The organism is Desulfurispirillum indicum S5 (assembly GCF_000177635.2).
GTDB lineage: Bacteria > Chrysiogenota > Chrysiogenetes > Chrysiogenales > Chrysiogenaceae > Desulfurispirillum > Desulfurispirillum indicum.
On record NC_014836.1, the window covers coordinates 928,239 to 945,011 of the forward strand.

12 protein-coding genes are annotated in these 16,773 nt (G+C 57.6%); 3 read left to right on the forward strand and 9 right to left on the reverse strand.

Annotated elements, in window-relative coordinates; all coding sequences use genetic code 11:
- Nucleotides 1-7 precede the first annotated feature (7 nt).
- The 3 genes from queA to gdhA all read right to left on the reverse strand — a co-directional run bounded on the left by queA (nt 8) and on the right by gdhA (nt 3,628).
- Complete coding sequence (gene queA, locus SELIN_RS04415; protein ID WP_013505487.1) at nt 8-1,027, reverse strand: tRNA preQ1(34) S-adenosylmethionine ribosyltransferase-isomerase QueA; 1,020 nt, start codon at nt 1,025-1,027, stop codon at nt 8-10.
- Nucleotide 1,028: 1 nt separating this feature from the next.
- On the reverse strand, nt 1,029-2,123 hold the full coding sequence (locus tag SELIN_RS04420) for a 6-phosphofructokinase (RefSeq protein ID WP_013505488.1): 1,095 nt from the start codon (nt 2,121-2,123) through the stop codon (nt 1,029-1,031).
- A 158-nt stretch (nt 2,124-2,281) separates the two neighbouring features.
- Complete coding sequence (gdhA, locus tag SELIN_RS04425) at nt 2,282-3,628, reverse strand: NADP-specific glutamate dehydrogenase (RefSeq protein WP_013505489.1); 1,347 nt, start codon at nt 3,626-3,628, stop codon at nt 2,282-2,284.
- 284 nt (nt 3,629-3,912) lie between these two features.
- Between gdhA and SELIN_RS04430 the strand changes: the two genes are divergently transcribed.
- From SELIN_RS04430 to aat, 3 genes are all read left to right on the forward strand, one after another.
- A complete protein-coding gene (locus SELIN_RS04430; RefSeq protein WP_013505490.1) occupies nt 3,913-6,522 on the forward strand; it encodes a PEP/pyruvate-binding domain-containing protein in 2,610 nt (869 codons plus the stop codon).
- 161 nt (nt 6,523-6,683) lie between these two features.
- Nucleotides 6,684-7,457 (forward strand): MBL fold metallo-hydrolase, encoded by a 774-nt coding sequence (locus SELIN_RS04435; RefSeq protein ID WP_013505491.1) that lies wholly within the window; start codon nt 6,684-6,686, stop codon nt 7,455-7,457.
- 28 nt (nt 7,458-7,485) lie between these two features.
- Nucleotides 7,486-8,223 carry a leucyl/phenylalanyl-tRNA--protein transferase gene (gene aat, locus SELIN_RS04440; RefSeq protein ID WP_013505492.1) on the forward strand — a complete coding sequence of 246 codons (738 nt, stop codon included), beginning with the start codon at nt 7,486-7,488 and terminating at the stop codon, nt 8,221-8,223.
- Nucleotides 8,224-8,246: 23 nt separating this feature from the next.
- On the opposite strand, the gene SELIN_RS04445 is transcribed toward aat, so the two are convergent.
- From SELIN_RS04445 to SELIN_RS04470, 6 genes are all read right to left on the reverse strand, one after another.
- Nucleotides 8,247-9,101, reverse strand: coding sequence for a peptidoglycan DD-metalloendopeptidase family protein (locus SELIN_RS04445; RefSeq protein WP_013505493.1), 855 nt, complete (start codon nt 9,099-9,101; stop codon nt 8,247-8,249).
- Between the two features lie 6 nt (nt 9,102-9,107).
- The gene (locus tag SELIN_RS04450; protein ID WP_013505494.1) at nt 9,108-12,035 is read right to left on the reverse strand and encodes a motility associated factor glycosyltransferase family protein; all 2,928 of its coding nucleotides are present in this window, start codon (nt 12,033-12,035) and stop codon (nt 9,108-9,110) included.
- A gap of 84 nt (nt 12,036-12,119) precedes the next feature.
- Nucleotides 12,120-13,175, reverse strand: a complete 1,056-nt coding sequence (pseI, locus tag SELIN_RS04455; RefSeq protein WP_013505495.1) for a pseudaminic acid synthase — start codon at nt 13,173-13,175, stop codon at nt 12,120-12,122.
- Entirely contained in the window at nt 13,165-14,700 is a 1,536-nt protein-coding gene (gene pseG, locus SELIN_RS13805) for a UDP-2,4-diacetamido-2,4,6-trideoxy-beta-L-altropyranose hydrolase (RefSeq protein WP_013505496.1), read from the reverse strand. The genes pseI and pseG overlap by 11 nt, the downstream gene beginning before the upstream one ends.
- 2 nt (nt 14,701-14,702) lie before the next feature.
- Nucleotides 14,703-15,992 (reverse strand): aminotransferase class III-fold pyridoxal phosphate-dependent enzyme, encoded by a 1,290-nt coding sequence (locus SELIN_RS04465; protein WP_013505497.1) that lies wholly within the window; start codon nt 15,990-15,992, stop codon nt 14,703-14,705.
- Between the two features lie 4 nt (nt 15,993-15,996).
- Nucleotides 15,997-16,770: a cytidylyltransferase domain-containing protein gene (locus tag SELIN_RS04470; protein ID WP_013505498.1), complete on the reverse strand. Its 774-nt coding sequence runs from the start codon at nt 16,768-16,770 to the stop codon at nt 15,997-15,999.
- Between the last annotated feature and the right edge of the window lie 3 nt (nt 16,771-16,773).

Here is a 16,773-nt window from a genome sequence, read left to right on the forward strand (position 1 = left end):
CCACCCACTACGGCAGAAAGAGCATGCCGTCACCATAACTGAAAAAACGGTAACGCTGGCTCACGGCATACTGATAGATCTGCTGGATATTTTCACGCCCGTAAAATGCACTGACCAGAAGGATCAGGGTGGAGTCAGGCAGATGAAAGTTTGTTACCATACCATCAATCACGGCAAATGAGTAGCCCGGACGGATAAAAATATCGGTGGAGCCCCCTGTTCGCAACGGAGTATGGCCAAAGCAGCTTTCCAGCGCGCGCACCACTGTTGTTCCCACGGCAATGACACGACCACCTGAGCGACGGGTGTCCGCAACCAGATCCAGGGTCTGCGCCGGCACGTGAAAGTGTTCGGAGTGCATGCGATGTTCGTCAATGCGCTCACTTTTCACAGGCAAAAAGGTGCCCAGCCCCACGTGCAGCGTGATGGTGGCAGTGCGCACCCCACGCTGGCGCAGCCCCTCCACAATGGCAGACGTAAAGTGCAGTGATGCCGTAGGGGCCGCTACCGCCCCATCGCGGGCGGCAAAGACTGACTGATAACGCTGGTTGTCACGGCTGTCGGCTTCTCGCTTGATGTAAGGTGGCAGGGGAATGGCCCCGCAGGCAAACAATTCCTGATCATCAACACTGAAGCGGGCGACGGCCATCTCCCCATCCCGCTCCTCAATCACCGCCTCAACCCCATCGCCAATATGAACCAGGGTACCTGGAACCAGTTTTTTCCCCCTGGTCAGGACACGCCAGCACCGGGGAGCGCAGGGCTCAACCAGAAAAATCTCCACCGCCCCGCCAGTTGATTTCCGGCCCTTCAAGCGTGCCGGAATCACTCGGGTATCGTTAAAGACCAGCAGGTCGCCGGGCCGCAGATACTCGGACAGCCGGCTGAACGTACTTTCACCGACGATGGCTGGCGCCAGTGCACGGGACAGCACCAGCAGGCGGCTGGCATCACGCTGCGCCAAGGGCTCCTGGGCAATCAGCTCGGCGGGAATATCCACATGGTAATCGCACAGGTATTCGGACACCTCAGCGTCCCAGGCAGACGCCGATCTCCTCAGCAGCGCGTACCAGCTGCCCGTCGGGATCAACGAACTTCAGATTCTCTATGGCCTCCTCAAAGGTCACATCGCAGATTTCCGTTCCACGCAGGGTCACCATGCGACCGAAGTTCCCCTCGTGGATCAGATCGGCTGCCGCCACCCCGAAGCGAGTAGAAAGTACCCTGTCGTAGGCCGTCGGCGCCCCCCCCCGCTGCACATGGCCAAGCACGGTGGTGCGCACTTCAGCTCCGGTAAAGTGCTCTATTTCCTCGGCCACCTTATAGGCGACGCCTCCCAGGCGCTCCACCGCGCCCTGACCACCCTCATGGAGGACCGAGTGACTTCCCCCAACCGGCTTGGCCCCTTCAGCCACCACGACGATGGAAAAGCCTTCGCGCTTCATGCGCTGCCGGATCACATCGCAGACACGTTCTATATTATAGGGAATCTCGGGGATGAGAATCACTTCAGCCCCACCAGCAATACCGCTGTGCAGGGCAATCCAGCCCGCATAGCGGCCCATCAGCTCAACGACCATCACCCGGTGATGGCTGGCTGCCGTTGTCTGCAGGCGATCCAGAGCATCGGTGGCAATGGCCACCGCCGTATCAAAACCAAAGGTGACATCGGTGGAAAGCAGGTCGTTATCAATGGTCTTCGGCACTCCCACGATGGGTATACCCTTCTTGTACAACTGATTCATGATCAGCATGGTGCCATCGCCACCGATACCGACCACGGCGTCTATATGCTCCCGGCGGATATTTTCCACGACCGCGTCGCTGATATCCACCGTCTGCATGCGGCCATCTATTTCCTGTTTGATTTCAAAAGGGTTTCCACGGTTGGTGGTGCCCAGAACCGTGCCGCCTTTCTGCAGAAAACCCGCCACATTATGGCGATTCAGGGGAATCAGCTTGGTGGTCGTATCCATGACGCCCTGCAGGCCATCCTTGATACCGACAACTTCCCAGCCATATTTGATGTTTGCGGTTCGCACCACAGCCCTGATAACCGCGTTCAGCCCCGGACAGTCCCCCCCGCCCGTGGAAATGGCAATTTTCCTGATTTCGATAGCCATAGAGCAACCTCCTGTGAAACCCGAGAGTTCGATCACAAAACAGAAACACTCTAGCAAAAAGCGACAAGGCATTCACCAAGAATATGGAACCAGAAGGGATAAAGACAGAAGCCACCCCGCAGGGTGGCTTCTGAAAAGCTGCATGGAAATGGCAAGGCTCAGACAACGCCCAGCGCCATCATGGAATCGGCAACACGGATGAAACCAGCCACATTGGCACCCATGACATAGTTGCCGGGCTCGCCGAATTCTTCGGCAGTTTCAAAACAGTCACGGTGAATGTTCTTCATAATCTGCTGCAGGCGCTCTTCCGTGTACTCAAAGGTCCAGGAATCGCGGCTGGCGTTCTGCTGCATTTCCAGCGCGGAAGTGGCAACACCACCGGCGTTTGCCGCCTTGCCTGGGCCGTAGAGAATTTTCGCGTCCTGGAAGACCTTGATACCACCAGGGGAGGTGGGCATATTCGCCCCTTCACCTATGGCGATGCAGCCGTTTTTCACCAGGGTCTTGGCATCCTTGGTGTTGATCTCGTTCTGAGTTGCGCAGGGCAGGGCGATATCACAGGGGACATCCCAGATATTACCCTTCTCGATATAGCGGGCATCAGTTTCGTACTTGGTGTAGTCCTTGATGCGACGACGCTCCACCTCTTTCAGCTGTTGCACAAGCTCCAGGTTGATACCTTTTTCGTCAATAATGACACCATTGGAGTCGGAGCAGGCAATAACCTTGCCCCCCAGCTCGTGAACCTTCTCGGTAGCGTAGATGGCCACGTTGCCGGAGCCGGAAACCAGTACCCTCTTCCCTTCAAAGCCATCCTTATGGGCCTTGAGCATTTCATCCACAAAGAAGACCGTGCCATACCCCGTCGCCTCGGTACGCACCTGAGAACCACCGTAGCACATACCCTTGCCCGTCAGTACCCCCGACTCATAACGGTTGGTAATGCGCTTGTACTGACCGAACATATACCCAATTTCACGGCCACCCACGCCGATATCACCAGCAGGCACGTCGGTGTACTGCCCGATATGGCGATAGAGCTCTGTCATGAAGCTCTGGCAGAAGCGCATGATCTCTCCATCGGAGCGTCCCTTGGGATCAAAGTCGGAGCCACCTTTGCCGCCGCCGATGGGCAAACCCGTCAGAGCGTTCTTGAAGATCTGCTCAAATCCGAGAAACTTGATAATTCCAAGATACACGGAAGGGTGGAAACGCAGCCCTCCCTTATAGGGCCCAAGGGCGCTGTTGAATTCGACGCGGAAGCCGCGGTTGATGTGAATGTCGCCCTTGTCATCGGTCCAGGGAACGCGGAAGATGATCTGGCGCTCAGGTTCGCAGATGCGTTCGATGATGCGCTGATCGGCGTACTCCGGATACTTGACCAATACAACTGACAGGGACTCCAGAACCTCATTTACCGCCTGGTGAAACTCCGTTTCCCCTGGATTGCGGGTAATGACCTGCTGGTAAATTGTCTCAATGGTTTCTCGAACATCGGGCATAAATGACTCCTCCTGGAAGTGAGATGTCGTGTCTGAAGAGAAAAGCCCTTCCCCGCTGGCACAGAATCGGAGGCGCAGATACGGACCGGGGCAAATGAACTTTCCCGCAGCCGGTAATTGGGGTAAAGTGGACAGGATAACTGCCTGCAATGGTCACTTTCCTGACACGAAGGATATGATTGTATACAATCATCACAAGACTTGCAATGGAAATGTAATAAGTGTCAAAAGTGTCCGTTTTGTCATTATGACAAATACACCATATCTTAAACCGGAGCACAATAATGAGTTACGCACTTCGTGAGAAAATATCTACTGGCAATAATGGACTTGACCTTATTCTTGATCACCTGCGCCTCGGTGACAATGTTGTCTGGAAGGTCGACGAACTCAGCAGTTATCGCCACTTCGTGGGGCAATTTGTCGAACGCTCCCGCCAACAGGGGCGCAAAATTGTCTACATGCGCTTTGGCAGCGGAGAGCTCCTGATTGAGCCCTGCACGGATGTGGAGATAGTGGAACTCAACCCCAGGCTGGGTTTTGAGCCCTTTGCCACGGAAGTGCACCGGGTGCTCACCTCACGGGGACGGGGTGTCATCTATGTCTTCGACTGCCTCTCAGACCTCATATCCGCCTGGGCAACAGACTATATGGTAGGAAACTTCTTCCAGATCACCTGCCCCTACCTGCTCTCCCTGGACACCGTAGCCTACTTCGCCGTACGCAGCCAGAGCCACAGCCTTGACACCATGCAGCGCATCCGCAAAACCACTCAGGTCTTCCTGAACCTGTACAACCATCAGGGGAGCCACTATGTTCACCCCCTGAAAGTCTGGCAGCGACACTCGCCGACCATGTTCCTGCCCCACCGCGACCAGGGCGGCGAGTTTGTCCCCCTGGCCCGCAGTTACGAAGCCACCTCCCTCATGAGCCGCGTCCTGGAAGGAACACGGGACGTCACCCGCCAGCTGGATCACTGGCAACTGCTCTTCCTGAAAGCGGAAGAACTTCTGAGCAACGGTGGACCCGAAGAAGAGCAGAAGCGCATGGTCGTTCACCTGTGCCGCCATCTCATGGGTAAAGACGAACGCGTGCTTCAGCTGGCCCACCAGTACTTTTCACTGGCCGACCTGCTGGCGTTTAAACGTCGCATGATTGGAACCGGCTTTATCGGCGGCAAAACCACAGGCATGCTGCTGGCCAGCAACATACTTACTCAAAGCGATCCAGACTACTGGCAGCATGCCCTTGAACCCCATGATTCGTACTTTATCGGCTCCAACCTTTACTACTGGTACCTCATCCACAACGACTGCTGGAGCCTCTTCATGGAGCATAAGGAGCACGAGGACCACAACAGTCCGGCCGCGCAGCAGCTGCGTGCCCGCATCATGCACGGAAAATTCCCCACGGCGATTCGCCAGGAATTTGAAACCATGCTCGAATACTATGGACAATACCCCATTATCGTGCGCTCTTCGAGTCTCCTGGAAGATGGCTTCGGCAACGCCTTCGCTGGAAAGTATGACAGCTTTTTCCTCGCCAACCAGGAGATATCTCCGGAAGAGCGCCTTGAACATTTCGAGGATATTGTCAGGCGCATCTACTCCAGCACCATCGGCGGCGATGCCCTTGTCTACAGGCGCAAACGCGGGCTGATTGAGCAGGATGAGCAGATGGGACTGCTGGTGCAGCGGGTTATCGGCTCCTACCAAGGGCATTACTATTTCCCTGATGCCGCCGGCGTAGGCATTTCCTACAACACCTTCGTCTGGGACAGCGCCATGGATCCCCAGGCCGGTATGCTGCGCCTGGTGGCGGGACTGGGGACCAGGGCCGTTGATCGCGCTGAAGGCGACTACGCGCGCCTAGTCGCCCTGGACCACCCCGGCAAGAAGCCGTATCATGAAGGCGAGGACACCCGTCGCTACGCCCAGAAGGATGTGGATGTCCTTGATCTCAACGCCAATGACCTGCGCACGGTGCCCTTCCAGTCCCTGACCCAGAAGCAGATGGAGCATGCCCTCGAGAAGATCGCCCTGCGTGAACGGCGCACCATCTCACGCAAGGGCAAGCTCTCCCAGCCCCACATCAACTGGATACCCACCTTTGACCCCATGCTGGCAGACACCGACTTCGCTGAGCGCATGCAGAAGGCCATGCAGACCCTGGAGAAGGTGTATCAGTACCCCGTGGATATTGAGTTCACTGTCAACTTCCGCGCCGATGGCAGCTACTGCCTGAATATCGTCCAGTGCCGACCTCTGCAGACACGGCGCCTGGGGCAACGCATCGATATTCCCAGGGACATCCCCGACTCCCACATCTTCCTGCGCCAGCAGGGCAACTTCGTGGGTGGCAGTATCTGCTGTGACATCAAGCGCATCATCATCGTCTATCCCCAGGCATATCATGAACTTTCCCTGGCCCAGAAACACGAACTGTCGAAAATAGTCGGCGAAATCAATGCCGTCACCAGCCGCACGGAAGAGCCCACACTGCTGCTGGGACCAGGACGCTGGGGCACCACCACCCCCTCCCTGGGCGTACCCGTAAGCTTCTCCGAGATCAGCAACATGGCGATTCTTGCTGAGGTCGGCTGGGAACGGGGCGGCTTCATACCCGAGCTATCCTTTGGGACCCATTTCTTTCAGGATCTGGTGGAGAGTGAAATTTTTTACGTGGCCATCTTCCCCGAACGCAAAGAAGTAACTTTCCGTGAACAGTGGATTGACACCCTGCCCAATGAACTGGACCAGTTTACGTCTCTGGCCTCGGACTTTGAGCACGCCATCAAAGTCTGCACGGCTCCCACATCCCTGTGCCTGCTGGCCGATGTACTCTCCCAGCAGCTGATGTGCTTTTCCGCAGAACCGGTCGGCGACAATGCCTGAGTCAGTCCGGCAAATTCAGCGGAAGATCCAGTGTCAATTTTCGGATACTTTTACCTGAAGTGACATTTCCTCCTGTTTCCGCCATATTATCCTTGACCTCACAACGGAAATAGGCAATAACGGAAGAATGCCGCAAAACCAGGAAGCAAAGGGAGATAGATATGCAGATTGAGATTCTGGGGATGCACGACTCCATCGCCCCCGGGAAAAGTGGAATGTGCCTGCTGCTGAACCAAACCATTGCCCTGGACGCGGGCGCCCTCACTGACAGTCTGCCCCTGGAACGACAGAAAAAGATCGAACATATCATCCTCACCCATTGTCACTTTGACCACATCAAAGGGCTGCCGTTTTTTGCCGACGGGCTTGCCATGACCTACGGTTCCCACAGCAGCAAACCCGCCCGAGTACACAGCCCGGCCAACGTCATCGACGACCTGCGCAGACACATCTTCAACAATGTCATCTGGCCGGATTTCACGGCTATCCCACCCAAAAACCCGGTACTGGCATACCATGAAGCACCGGAAACCTTCAGCATAGATACCTGCCGCTTCCGTTTTATCCCAGTCACCCACGGTGTCCCCACCTACGCCATCCATATCTGCTGCGAAAACAGGCATGTGCTCTACGTCACTGACACTGGCCCAACCATGCAACTGTGGAACTATCTCAATGACCTGCCCCATGCCATAGACGCCATGTTCATCGACGTGGCCTTCCCCAATCGCCTGGAAGAGCTGGCCATACTCAGCGGCCACCTGACTCCGGGGCTGCTGGCCCGGGAGCTGGAGAAAACCTCGAACCTCCCCGCCATGCTCTACCCCATACACATGAAGTCGCCTTATCGGGATGTCATCGGCGATGAGCTCGCCCAGACCCTGAAGGCCGGCTCCTACCACATCCCCGAACCCCTGGATATCATCACCTTCTGAGTTCCTCTGAAGGTGCTTGAGGTACCCCATGATCCTCGTACACGCTGAACCACCAGTATACTACCTGAACCCGCAGCACGTGGCGTTCCCGGACCCGCTGCAGGGAGCTGGCGATGAACCCATCGCCATTGGCGGAAGCCTCTTGCCACACTGGCTGCTGCACGCCTACCGAAGCGGGATCTTCCCCTGGTTCAGCGAAGACGGACTGCCCTATTGGTACTCTCCGGACCCACGCATGATCCTGCCCCTGACTGAGCTCAGCATATCGCGCTCAACCCGGAAATTTCTGCGCAGATCAACATGGGAAATCCGCTTCGATACGCACTTCATTCAGATCATCAGCCAGTGCGCCAATACCCTGCGCCCCGGACAAAAAGGCACCTGGATCAGCGAGGACTTCATAGACGCCTACTCCCGGCTCCATGACATGGGCTATGGACATTGTGTGGGAGTCTACGAAAACGGCTTGCTCATCGGCGGGCTCTACGGATTATCCCTGGGAAAGGTCTTCTTTGGAGAATCCATGTTCAGCCAGCGGGATAACGCCTCGAAAACCGCCATGATCGCCCTGGTGAAGCACCTTCGCGCATGGGGCTTCGACTTTGTGGACTGCCAGATACCATCGGAGCACCTGAAGCATCTTGGCGCACAGGAGGTGAGCCGCCGCCAGTACTTCAGGCTTCTGGAGCAGTCTCTGGAAGAAGTGGATCGAGTCGGAAAATGGAATGTCATCTGCCATGCCAGCGAACTGATCACGGGCCTGTAGAACATTTAACAGGAACAAGCGGACTACGGATCAGAGACCCCAATCCTTCCCAGATCACGGGAATTCAGAAAGAGCAGCGGCTCAACCCGCACATCGCCCAAGCTGACAGTCCAGTGCAGATGGGGACCCGTGGCGCGGCCCGTGCGCCCGACAGTTCCAATGACCTCTTCGCGCGCCACCTGTTGTCCCGTGCTCACGTGAATCTCGTGCAGATGGCAGTACATGGTCACCAGCCCATGGCCATGATCAATGAACACCGTCTTGCCGTTGAAAAAGTAATCCCCCACTTCCACCACCATGCCAGCAGCGGCCGCAACCACCGGGGTACCCTGGGCGGCCGCAATATCAATGCCGCTGTGGGGGCTGCGCGGCTCGCCATTGAAATAGCGGCGCAGGCCAAAGGGGCTGGAAAAACGGCCCGCGACGGGCAGGCTCAGCGAGGGCTCACTCACATGCCATGTGTCAGTGCGCGTTGCAAAGGCCGCCAGAATCTGTGGCCGCTCCCGATGAAAGCGGGCCAGATCCTCCTCGGAGAGGCGTACTGTGCGATCATCGGGCAAGGTGATGCGCTGAGCGGGATACTCCTTGGGCAGAATTTCAAAAAAATAGGAGCGGGCGCGCCCGTCGTCCATTGTCACCACGACGCGGTGCTCCCCCGGATTTGCGTCCAGGGGAATACCCACCACGGCTCGCAGTTCGCCATCAAAGAAGCTGGCCAGCACCGGCCGATCGCCAAAAAGGATCTGGACGGCCCTTTCGCTCTCTGCGGAAAGGGGAACCAGGGCCACGCCTCCGGGAACCGGATCGTGACGGACAAAGGCCTGGGCACTGCCCACCAGCAGCAGCGCCAAGAGAAGAAGCGGCAGGATTCTGCTCATGAATGACTACTCCGCCGCAACCGAACTCTGGGGCATCCAGAAGCCAGGGCGGGTGCCAAGGGGCTGACTGACAAAGCCCTCTGCCTGCCAGTCCCACAGGAAGACATCGCCGCCATAGCACTGGCCCACGAGGAGCTGTTTACGGCCATTACCGAGAAACGCCCCGCTGCCCTCCACTCTCAGGTCGTCACCCAGGACTCCAGTGCTCACTCTGGCATCACTACCCACAGCGATCAGTTGCACCTCGCCAGTTTCGCTGTCACGCACAACCAGTTCATCCCGGCCAGTGCCGCGCACATCGGCGATAGCGATAACCTGAGACCGGGCCGGAAGCTCCGCCAGAACCATCTCGCTAAACACGCCTTCAGCGCGATCAAGCACATACCCCATGACATCACCGCCACCCAGGCTCTCCTCGGCCAACCGGGCAGATTCCAGATAACCGGGTGCGATTTTCCAGGCACTCAGCTCGTGGCTGCGGGTACAGCGCCAGAGTATCTCTTCCACTCCGTCGCCATCCACATCACCGGTTCCCAGCAGCTCAAGCTCAGGTGCCACTTCACCCAGCTGAACAATGCGGGACAGTTTCCCTGCCTCCAGAATCCAGAGCAGCACGGCGTTATCCTTATGGCTGCGGATAAGAATATCATCGGAAGCAGGCCGCAGGCGCACAACTTCAATCTGCCACTCCCGACCCAGTCCTGCCAGTTTGCAGGGCTTGTCGTGCTCAGGATGGTTGGTCAGCAGCAGGTGCAGCTCCTGGGCAAAGATGTTGCGGTTGCGCAGCAGGATTCCGGTATAGCCATCAAAGGTCCCCGCACCCTCTTCGTAAAGACTGCCACCAATGCGATAGGCTGGTGTCAGAGCACGCACTTCTGCGTGAGCGGAAAAGCGCCACAGGCACAGCTCATTGTCGAAGTGCTGGCGCCACAGCAGTGAGGCATCAGGCTTTTCCGCACTCTCCGGTGGCAGCACTACCGCTGTCGGACGTTCCATGGCATCTTTCGTCTCCTGCAGGGTGCGCCGGGCGATATTGGCCAGGTGGATGGCGTTGAGGAAGTAGTCCTCACAGGTGAGCACTGCTGTCAGCTGCCCCTCGGCCGGGTTATCATAGGCTGCCGGCATGTTGCTGTACTGGGACTCATAGTTGATCAGGTAGGGTTGCAGCACGTGAAGAACCAGAGCCACATAATCCTCGTTTTTGGTATAGCGGGCTTTGATGCGCAGCTGCTCAAGGTCGTAGTAATCCTTGCGTATCTCTGCGGCGTCCAGGTCTTCCACCTGTACCCTTTCGTACACATAGTCCGCGTATTTCTCAATCACCTTCCGGGTATAATCAAGACCCTCCAGCAACTCGTGAATATTCTTTTCCGCCAGGCCGATGGCGCGGGTGAGTTTGGCGTGAATGCGCTGCTTTTCGCGGTCAACATCAACGGAAAACTTGTCGCGCAGGCGCAGGATTTTGTCGTTAATGCGCTCAGGCTGCCGTTTTGCCACATAGGTGCTGATGGCATCGGCAAAGGGAATATGCACCGCCCCGTCAATGGAAGCTCCGCCCTCGGTGGCGTTGATGGTGATGATGCCCTTGGTATTGCCCTCGGCCACGTCGGTAATATAGTGGTTGCGGAACATCTGCCAGACCCAGGTGCTGTCCACTTCGCCCCCGTAGTAACCGGGCAGCTTCACCAGGTTCGCCTTGTCCACCTTCTGTTCGGCGATATGGATGGTGCCTTCAGCGTGGGTGCGGTAGTCCTCGCCATAGGCGTGGTCCTGCCCGATGACGATGATGGGGTTACAGCCAAAGGCCGTGGCCAGGTTGTAACACATGTTCCCCGCCGAGCCCTTGATCCACAGAATACCGCGATCAACCCCCAGCCAGCGGAAGTGGTGAAAGCCCCGGTAGCCGATGAACATGCTGCCGTTACAGGCATCGAAGACTTCGGGGACAACAACGGGAACCGGTACATAGTGCATGTCGTCGCCGAAATCAAAGGGGCTGACCAGTTTCTCGACACCGGGTACCCGTTCCAGGGAGGTGACGAAGTTGGGGCGGATACCGGCATCGGTTAGAGCGCGCAGCGAAGCCTCGGGGGCCAGAATCAGCACCTTGCCCTGGATCTCCTTCAGCAGGGGCAGCTGTTTTTTCAGACTCGGCCCAGTGGATGCCACCACCGCCGGCATATTCTTGAACTTGTTGAAGAACAGGTTCACGCCGGGGAGCTGAATAATGCTCTTGAGGTTGAGGAACATGTGTTCAATACCCAGCAGCGAGTCATAGGGGTCGTTGCCGAAGAAGATAAAGCTCTGGTAGAGGGCGTGGATGAGATTCTTCGCCACTGCCGAGTAGTAGTCCTTCTCGTGCTCATACAGGGCATCGTTGAGGATCACACAGGTGGAACGGGCATGGAGCACAATCCACTGCTTCTCCATAAAATAGCGCCAGAGCTTCGAGTAACTCTCGTCCTGCCGCAGCCCCACGAAAAAATGGGCATTCTGGTTGCGAAACAGGAAAGCTATATTGGAAATGCCCAGGGATATCTTGAAAAGTTCAATGTCCTTTTCCACAAAGATGGTGGAAAAGGTCTCCGCCTTTTCCTCACTCTGAAAAAATCCGTTGGCATGGTAGGAGAGCCCGATACCCAGGAAGACCAGGTTTTTGCTGTGGGGCTTGAACTGCTCCTGAAAACTCTTGATGGCAAACTCTTCAGGATGGCCGGAACCATACAGGGGCGAATACTCCTTGCCCTTGCGGACATGCAGATTGGGCCAGCGATTTTTATACAGCGACACACCGTACCTGTCAGTGATTCGCGTACGCTTCACCTGCTCATAGAGCTCGGGATAGCGGAGCTTCAAGGCATCCATATTGGCCTTGAGGACATTCTGGTCAAATCCGACTTTATTGGCAGGAACAATTTTTGGTGTTGCAGACAAGGAAGCCTCCCGTTACTACTGACTGTTATTGCGTATACTTATACAGCTACTGTACCACTGGTGCCATGAAATAGAAAGTCTTGCTCAGTCACCACTTACCATGTGCCAATCCAGAGCCGAACCGCGGACAATGGCCTGCGTGGCCCTTCGCCCAAGCACCTGCTCAAAGTATTTTGGGGCAAGGCCGTAACCGGGCCGAATGCGCCTGATATTCTCAGGGGAAAACTCCTCACCAGCCTGAATATCCCTCACCGCATAGATGGAGCGACGAAACTTCACATTTGCCTCTTCCGCCGTTTTGCGCTCGTAACCCGCCTTTCCCAGGGCCAGCCATGCCTGACGGGAGGCATGGCAAAGCTCCCTGAGCTCAGAGGGTTCCAGGGAGAATTCCGAATCGGGCCCTTTGTCGGCCCGGCTGAGGGTGAAGTGTTTTTCAATGAAGCAGGCTCCCTGGGCCACCGCCGCGATGGCGACCGTTGTTCCCAGGGTGTGGTCAGACAGGCCTGCCACCACACCAAAGCGCTCGGCCATATCCGCAATGGTGCGCAGATTGGACTGCTCCACCGGAGCGGGGTAAGAGCTGATGCAGTGGAGCAGGATCAGCTCTGTGCATCCACCACTGCGGGCGGCTTCCACGGCTTCGCCAATCTCCGCTTCGTCGGCCATGCCCGTGGAGATGATCATGGGTTTACCCGTTCTGGCCACATAGCGGATCAGGGGAATATCCACCGCTTCAAAGGAAGCGATCTTGTACGCCGGTGCCTGCAGGTGCTCAAGCAGATCCACCGCCGACTCGTCAAAGGGCGTGCTGAAAAGGGTTACGCCCTTGCTGGCGGCGAAATCAAACATCTTCTGATGCCACTCGAAGGGCGTCTGAGCCCACTGGTACAATTTATAAAGGGTATAGCCGTCCCACAGCCCACCCTGGATACGAAAATCCGGCAGATCGCAGTCGATCGTCAGGGTGTCGGGGGTGTAGGTCTGAATCTTCACCGCATCCACACCACAGTCGGCGGCGGCGGCAATGGTCTGCAGTGCCCGTTCAAGGTTGCCGTTATGGTTGGCCGAAACCTCCGCCACCACATAGGGTGGGCTGTCGGGGCCAATGGGTCGACCGTTGATATGCACGTTATTTGTCATGACGGGCCTCGCGAAGGTAATGGGTTTCGTCCGTCTGCCGATAGCCGCACCGGGAAAACAGTTTCACGGAAGCAGCATTTTCGGGTTTGATATGGGCCAGCAGCGAAAGCTGCGCAAAAGCGCGGTTGATGGCAACCAGTGCCTGCTGGGCAAACCCCTGACCATAGTGGTCAGGATCAAGGGAAATGGAGGTTTCATACAGATCCTTGCCGCTATCCACCAGGTCAATGCGCACCGTGCCTACGGGCAGCCCAGACTGTTCTATCAGGTACATGAAACTCGAGGGGCTGTGCAGCCTGGCCTTCAGCCACTCACAGTGCTCCTGCCAGGTCGGCGGAGCGCTGTTGCGGGAATGGCGACGAGTCTGGGGGTGGATCTGCCACTCATACAGCTGTCGCGCGTCGCTCCATTGCACTCTGCGCAGTACCACATCCTGGCGCTCACAGGGCACCGGCACAAGATGGTCAGCAACGCGACTCACCCCGAGCTGATCGCAGACCTCCCGTGCCCGCAGGCTCAGATTTTCACGCCGTGCCACTGCCTCCATCAGAACCGTGCACAGCGAGTCCAGGGAACGCATCTCCAGCATGGCGCCATGCTCTCCCAGCTGTGCCAGAATTTCCCGTTGATTTACCGCCGATCCATACACCACACTCGGCACCCCCAGACAGCAGCGCTCCCAGGTGGTACTGCCCGCCGCCCCAATACACAGGTCACTGCCTGCCAGAAGCTCAGCCATGTTGCCCACGCCACAGCGTACCTCGGTCTGCCATGGCAGGTTCGCGGCATGACGGCGAACCTCGTCGACATGGGGCGAGCCGTGGCCGAGGATAACCGTGATTTTCAGATCAGGCGGGAGCTCGCACCCCCGCAGGGCTGTCAGAACCAGACTGGTATGGTTGGCAGCGTCAACACCACCCATGGTGACCAGCAGGTGCCGGAACTCTTCGCCGGTTCGTCGCTTGAGACTATACGCCCGCCATCTGGCAAATTCCGCCCGCAGCAGGGCGTACTGGCTGCCCAGCAGGAACACGGCGTGCTCCGGCACCAAAGGACCATATTGCTCTTCGCAGCGTCCATAGGTCTGATCCAGCAGCAGGTCGCAATCATGATGGCGATTGGCCAGATCGTCAATGACCAGAATCTTTGCCGTATGCGGACGCAGCAGCTGCTCCCAGTGCTCATCGATGGCGTAGTGATCCACGATGAGCCATGCCACTTCCATGCCCTGCAGAGCTTCCATGGTCTGGCGCGCGTCCTCCCCGGCGGGAGCGCCCAGCCAGGTGGCGTAATCATCGGCATCGAAGGGCATCACCGGGGGCGGCAGGAGCGTCAACGCAAATCCCCGCGCACGGATGACTTCGCCCATGTGGCCGGGGTGGGCGCGACAGAGAAAGTGGACATTCGCGCCGCGCTGGCGCAGTTCTTCGGCCAGGGTCAGGCAACGCATGACATGCCCGGTGCCAATGCCGGTGGAGGCGTCGGCACGGATGGCGATACACGGTGATCCTGCCCTGGTTTCCATGACTACCGCACCCGGAAGAGGGGTTCCAGGACGCGGCCCTCTATCTTCTGCGCCAGGTTTTTGCTGGCGACACCTTCCACCACGGCGGGAATGACCTGCCGGTATGCTGCCAGCAACCGGTCGATGTCCTCTTCACTGTGGGCGGCACTGATGTTATGGGTACCCAGGGTGAGTATGCCCCGGGCATGCATCTCCTGCATCAGGAAGGTCTTGACCTGCCACATGCTGGCACCTTCGGTGTCCCTGATATTCAGGAAGCTCCAGGCGGGATGCCCGCTGAGGCTGAAGATATGGCTGGCATCATGCTGGTCAATCACCAGCTGCAACTGCTCCAGCAGGTGCTTGCCAAGATGGTGCATGTGCTGCAGCAGCGGCTGGGTACGCAGTTTATGAAGCACTGCCCTGGCAGCTGCCAGGGAGATGGTCTCGCCGCCGAAGGTACCGGAGAAGAAGATTTCTTCCATGAGCTTCATGATCTCCCGACGACCGACCACGGCGGAGAGGGGATAGCCATTGGCAAGCCCTTTGCCGAAGGTTGCCAGGTCGGGCGTCACGCCAAAGAGTTCCTGGGCGCCCCCCAGGCTGAAGCGAAAGCCGGTGATGGTCTCGTCAAAAATCAGCAGGGCACCATGCTGCCGGGCCACGCGCGCCACAGCTTCCAGGTAGCCTTCACGGGGCCACTGGACGTTCATGGGCTCCATGATGACCGCGGCCACCTTGCCCTGATGCGCCTCCAGGATGCATTCCAGGCTCTGTATATCGTTGTAGACAAAAGTGTGGGTCAGATCCCGCACACATTGGGGTACTCCCAGGTTGCGGGCGGTGGAGCCAATGTACCAGTCCTGCCAGCCGTGATAGCCGCAGACGGCCACGTGCTCGCGCCCGGTATAGGCCCTGGCCAGACGAATGGCACCGGAGGTGGCGTCGCTGCCGTTCTTGGCAAAGCGCACGGACTCCGCGCAGGGAATGATTTCTATCAAGGACTCCGCCACTTCCATTTCCAGCCGGTGGGGCAGGGAGAAGATCACCCCGCTCTTCATCTGCTCCTGCACCGCCGCGTCCACTTCAGGATCACCATATCCCAGGCTCACGCACAGCAGGGCATTGACAAAGTCGATATACTCGTTGCCATCCACATCCCAGACCCGGCTGCCTCTGCCTCGTTCCAGGAAATAGGGTGAAACGCCGTAGGGCAGTGCCGTGCGGCTTTTACTGAATGTCTGGCTGCCCAGGGGAATGGACTGTTCGGCCCGCTGCAGCAGCTCTTCGGATTTCTGATAACGCGTTCCCACGGCACTACTCCTTGTCATTCAGGAGAGGTTTGTCCTTCTCCAGTGATTTTGCATATCCTTCATTGCGCTGGAATTTCCGATTGTGCTGTGAAAGCTCCGGTTGGCGCTTCAGCAGGTTCAGCACTTCATCCATGCCAAAGGCGGGATTGACTGGGTATAACTGCGCATAAACGCTTTGTACAAAAGCGAAATCTTCCGGTTCATCCACGGTCCAGCGCAAGCCAGACAGATCGTCGACCTGCCTGTGGTTGCCCTGCCGGTAGCGATGTGGCTGGGAGTGTATGAATGGGGTCACGTGCTCGCGCTCTGAGGGGAGGGTCGCTTCGCGCCAGGCCTCTTCCAGGCAGGCGAAGCGCACCACTTCCACATCGAGCCCATCGGGGAATGTGGGGGGAAAGCAGTTGGAGGTGTAGTCGTAGTCTCCATCAAGGTGCAGGGCGATGACGTCGTCCATGACCTCCGGGTCGGTCAGGGGGCAATCGCCGGTCAGCCGGACCACATGCTCAGGCTGATATTTCCGCGCGGCCTGGCAGAAGCGATCCAGCACGTCTTCCAGGCTGCCCCGGTACACGCTTACTCCATGTTCCTCCAGGGTAGCGGCCAGCAGATCATCGCTGGCATCACTGCTGGTGGCCACCACCAGCTTTTCCAGCCGGCTGCTGCGCTCCAGACGCCAGATCTGATGCAGCAGCATGGGAAAGCCCTGCAAGGGTTTCAGCACCTTGCCCGGCAAACGGGTCGATGAATAGCGCGCCTGCAATACTCCCAACACCTTCATCAT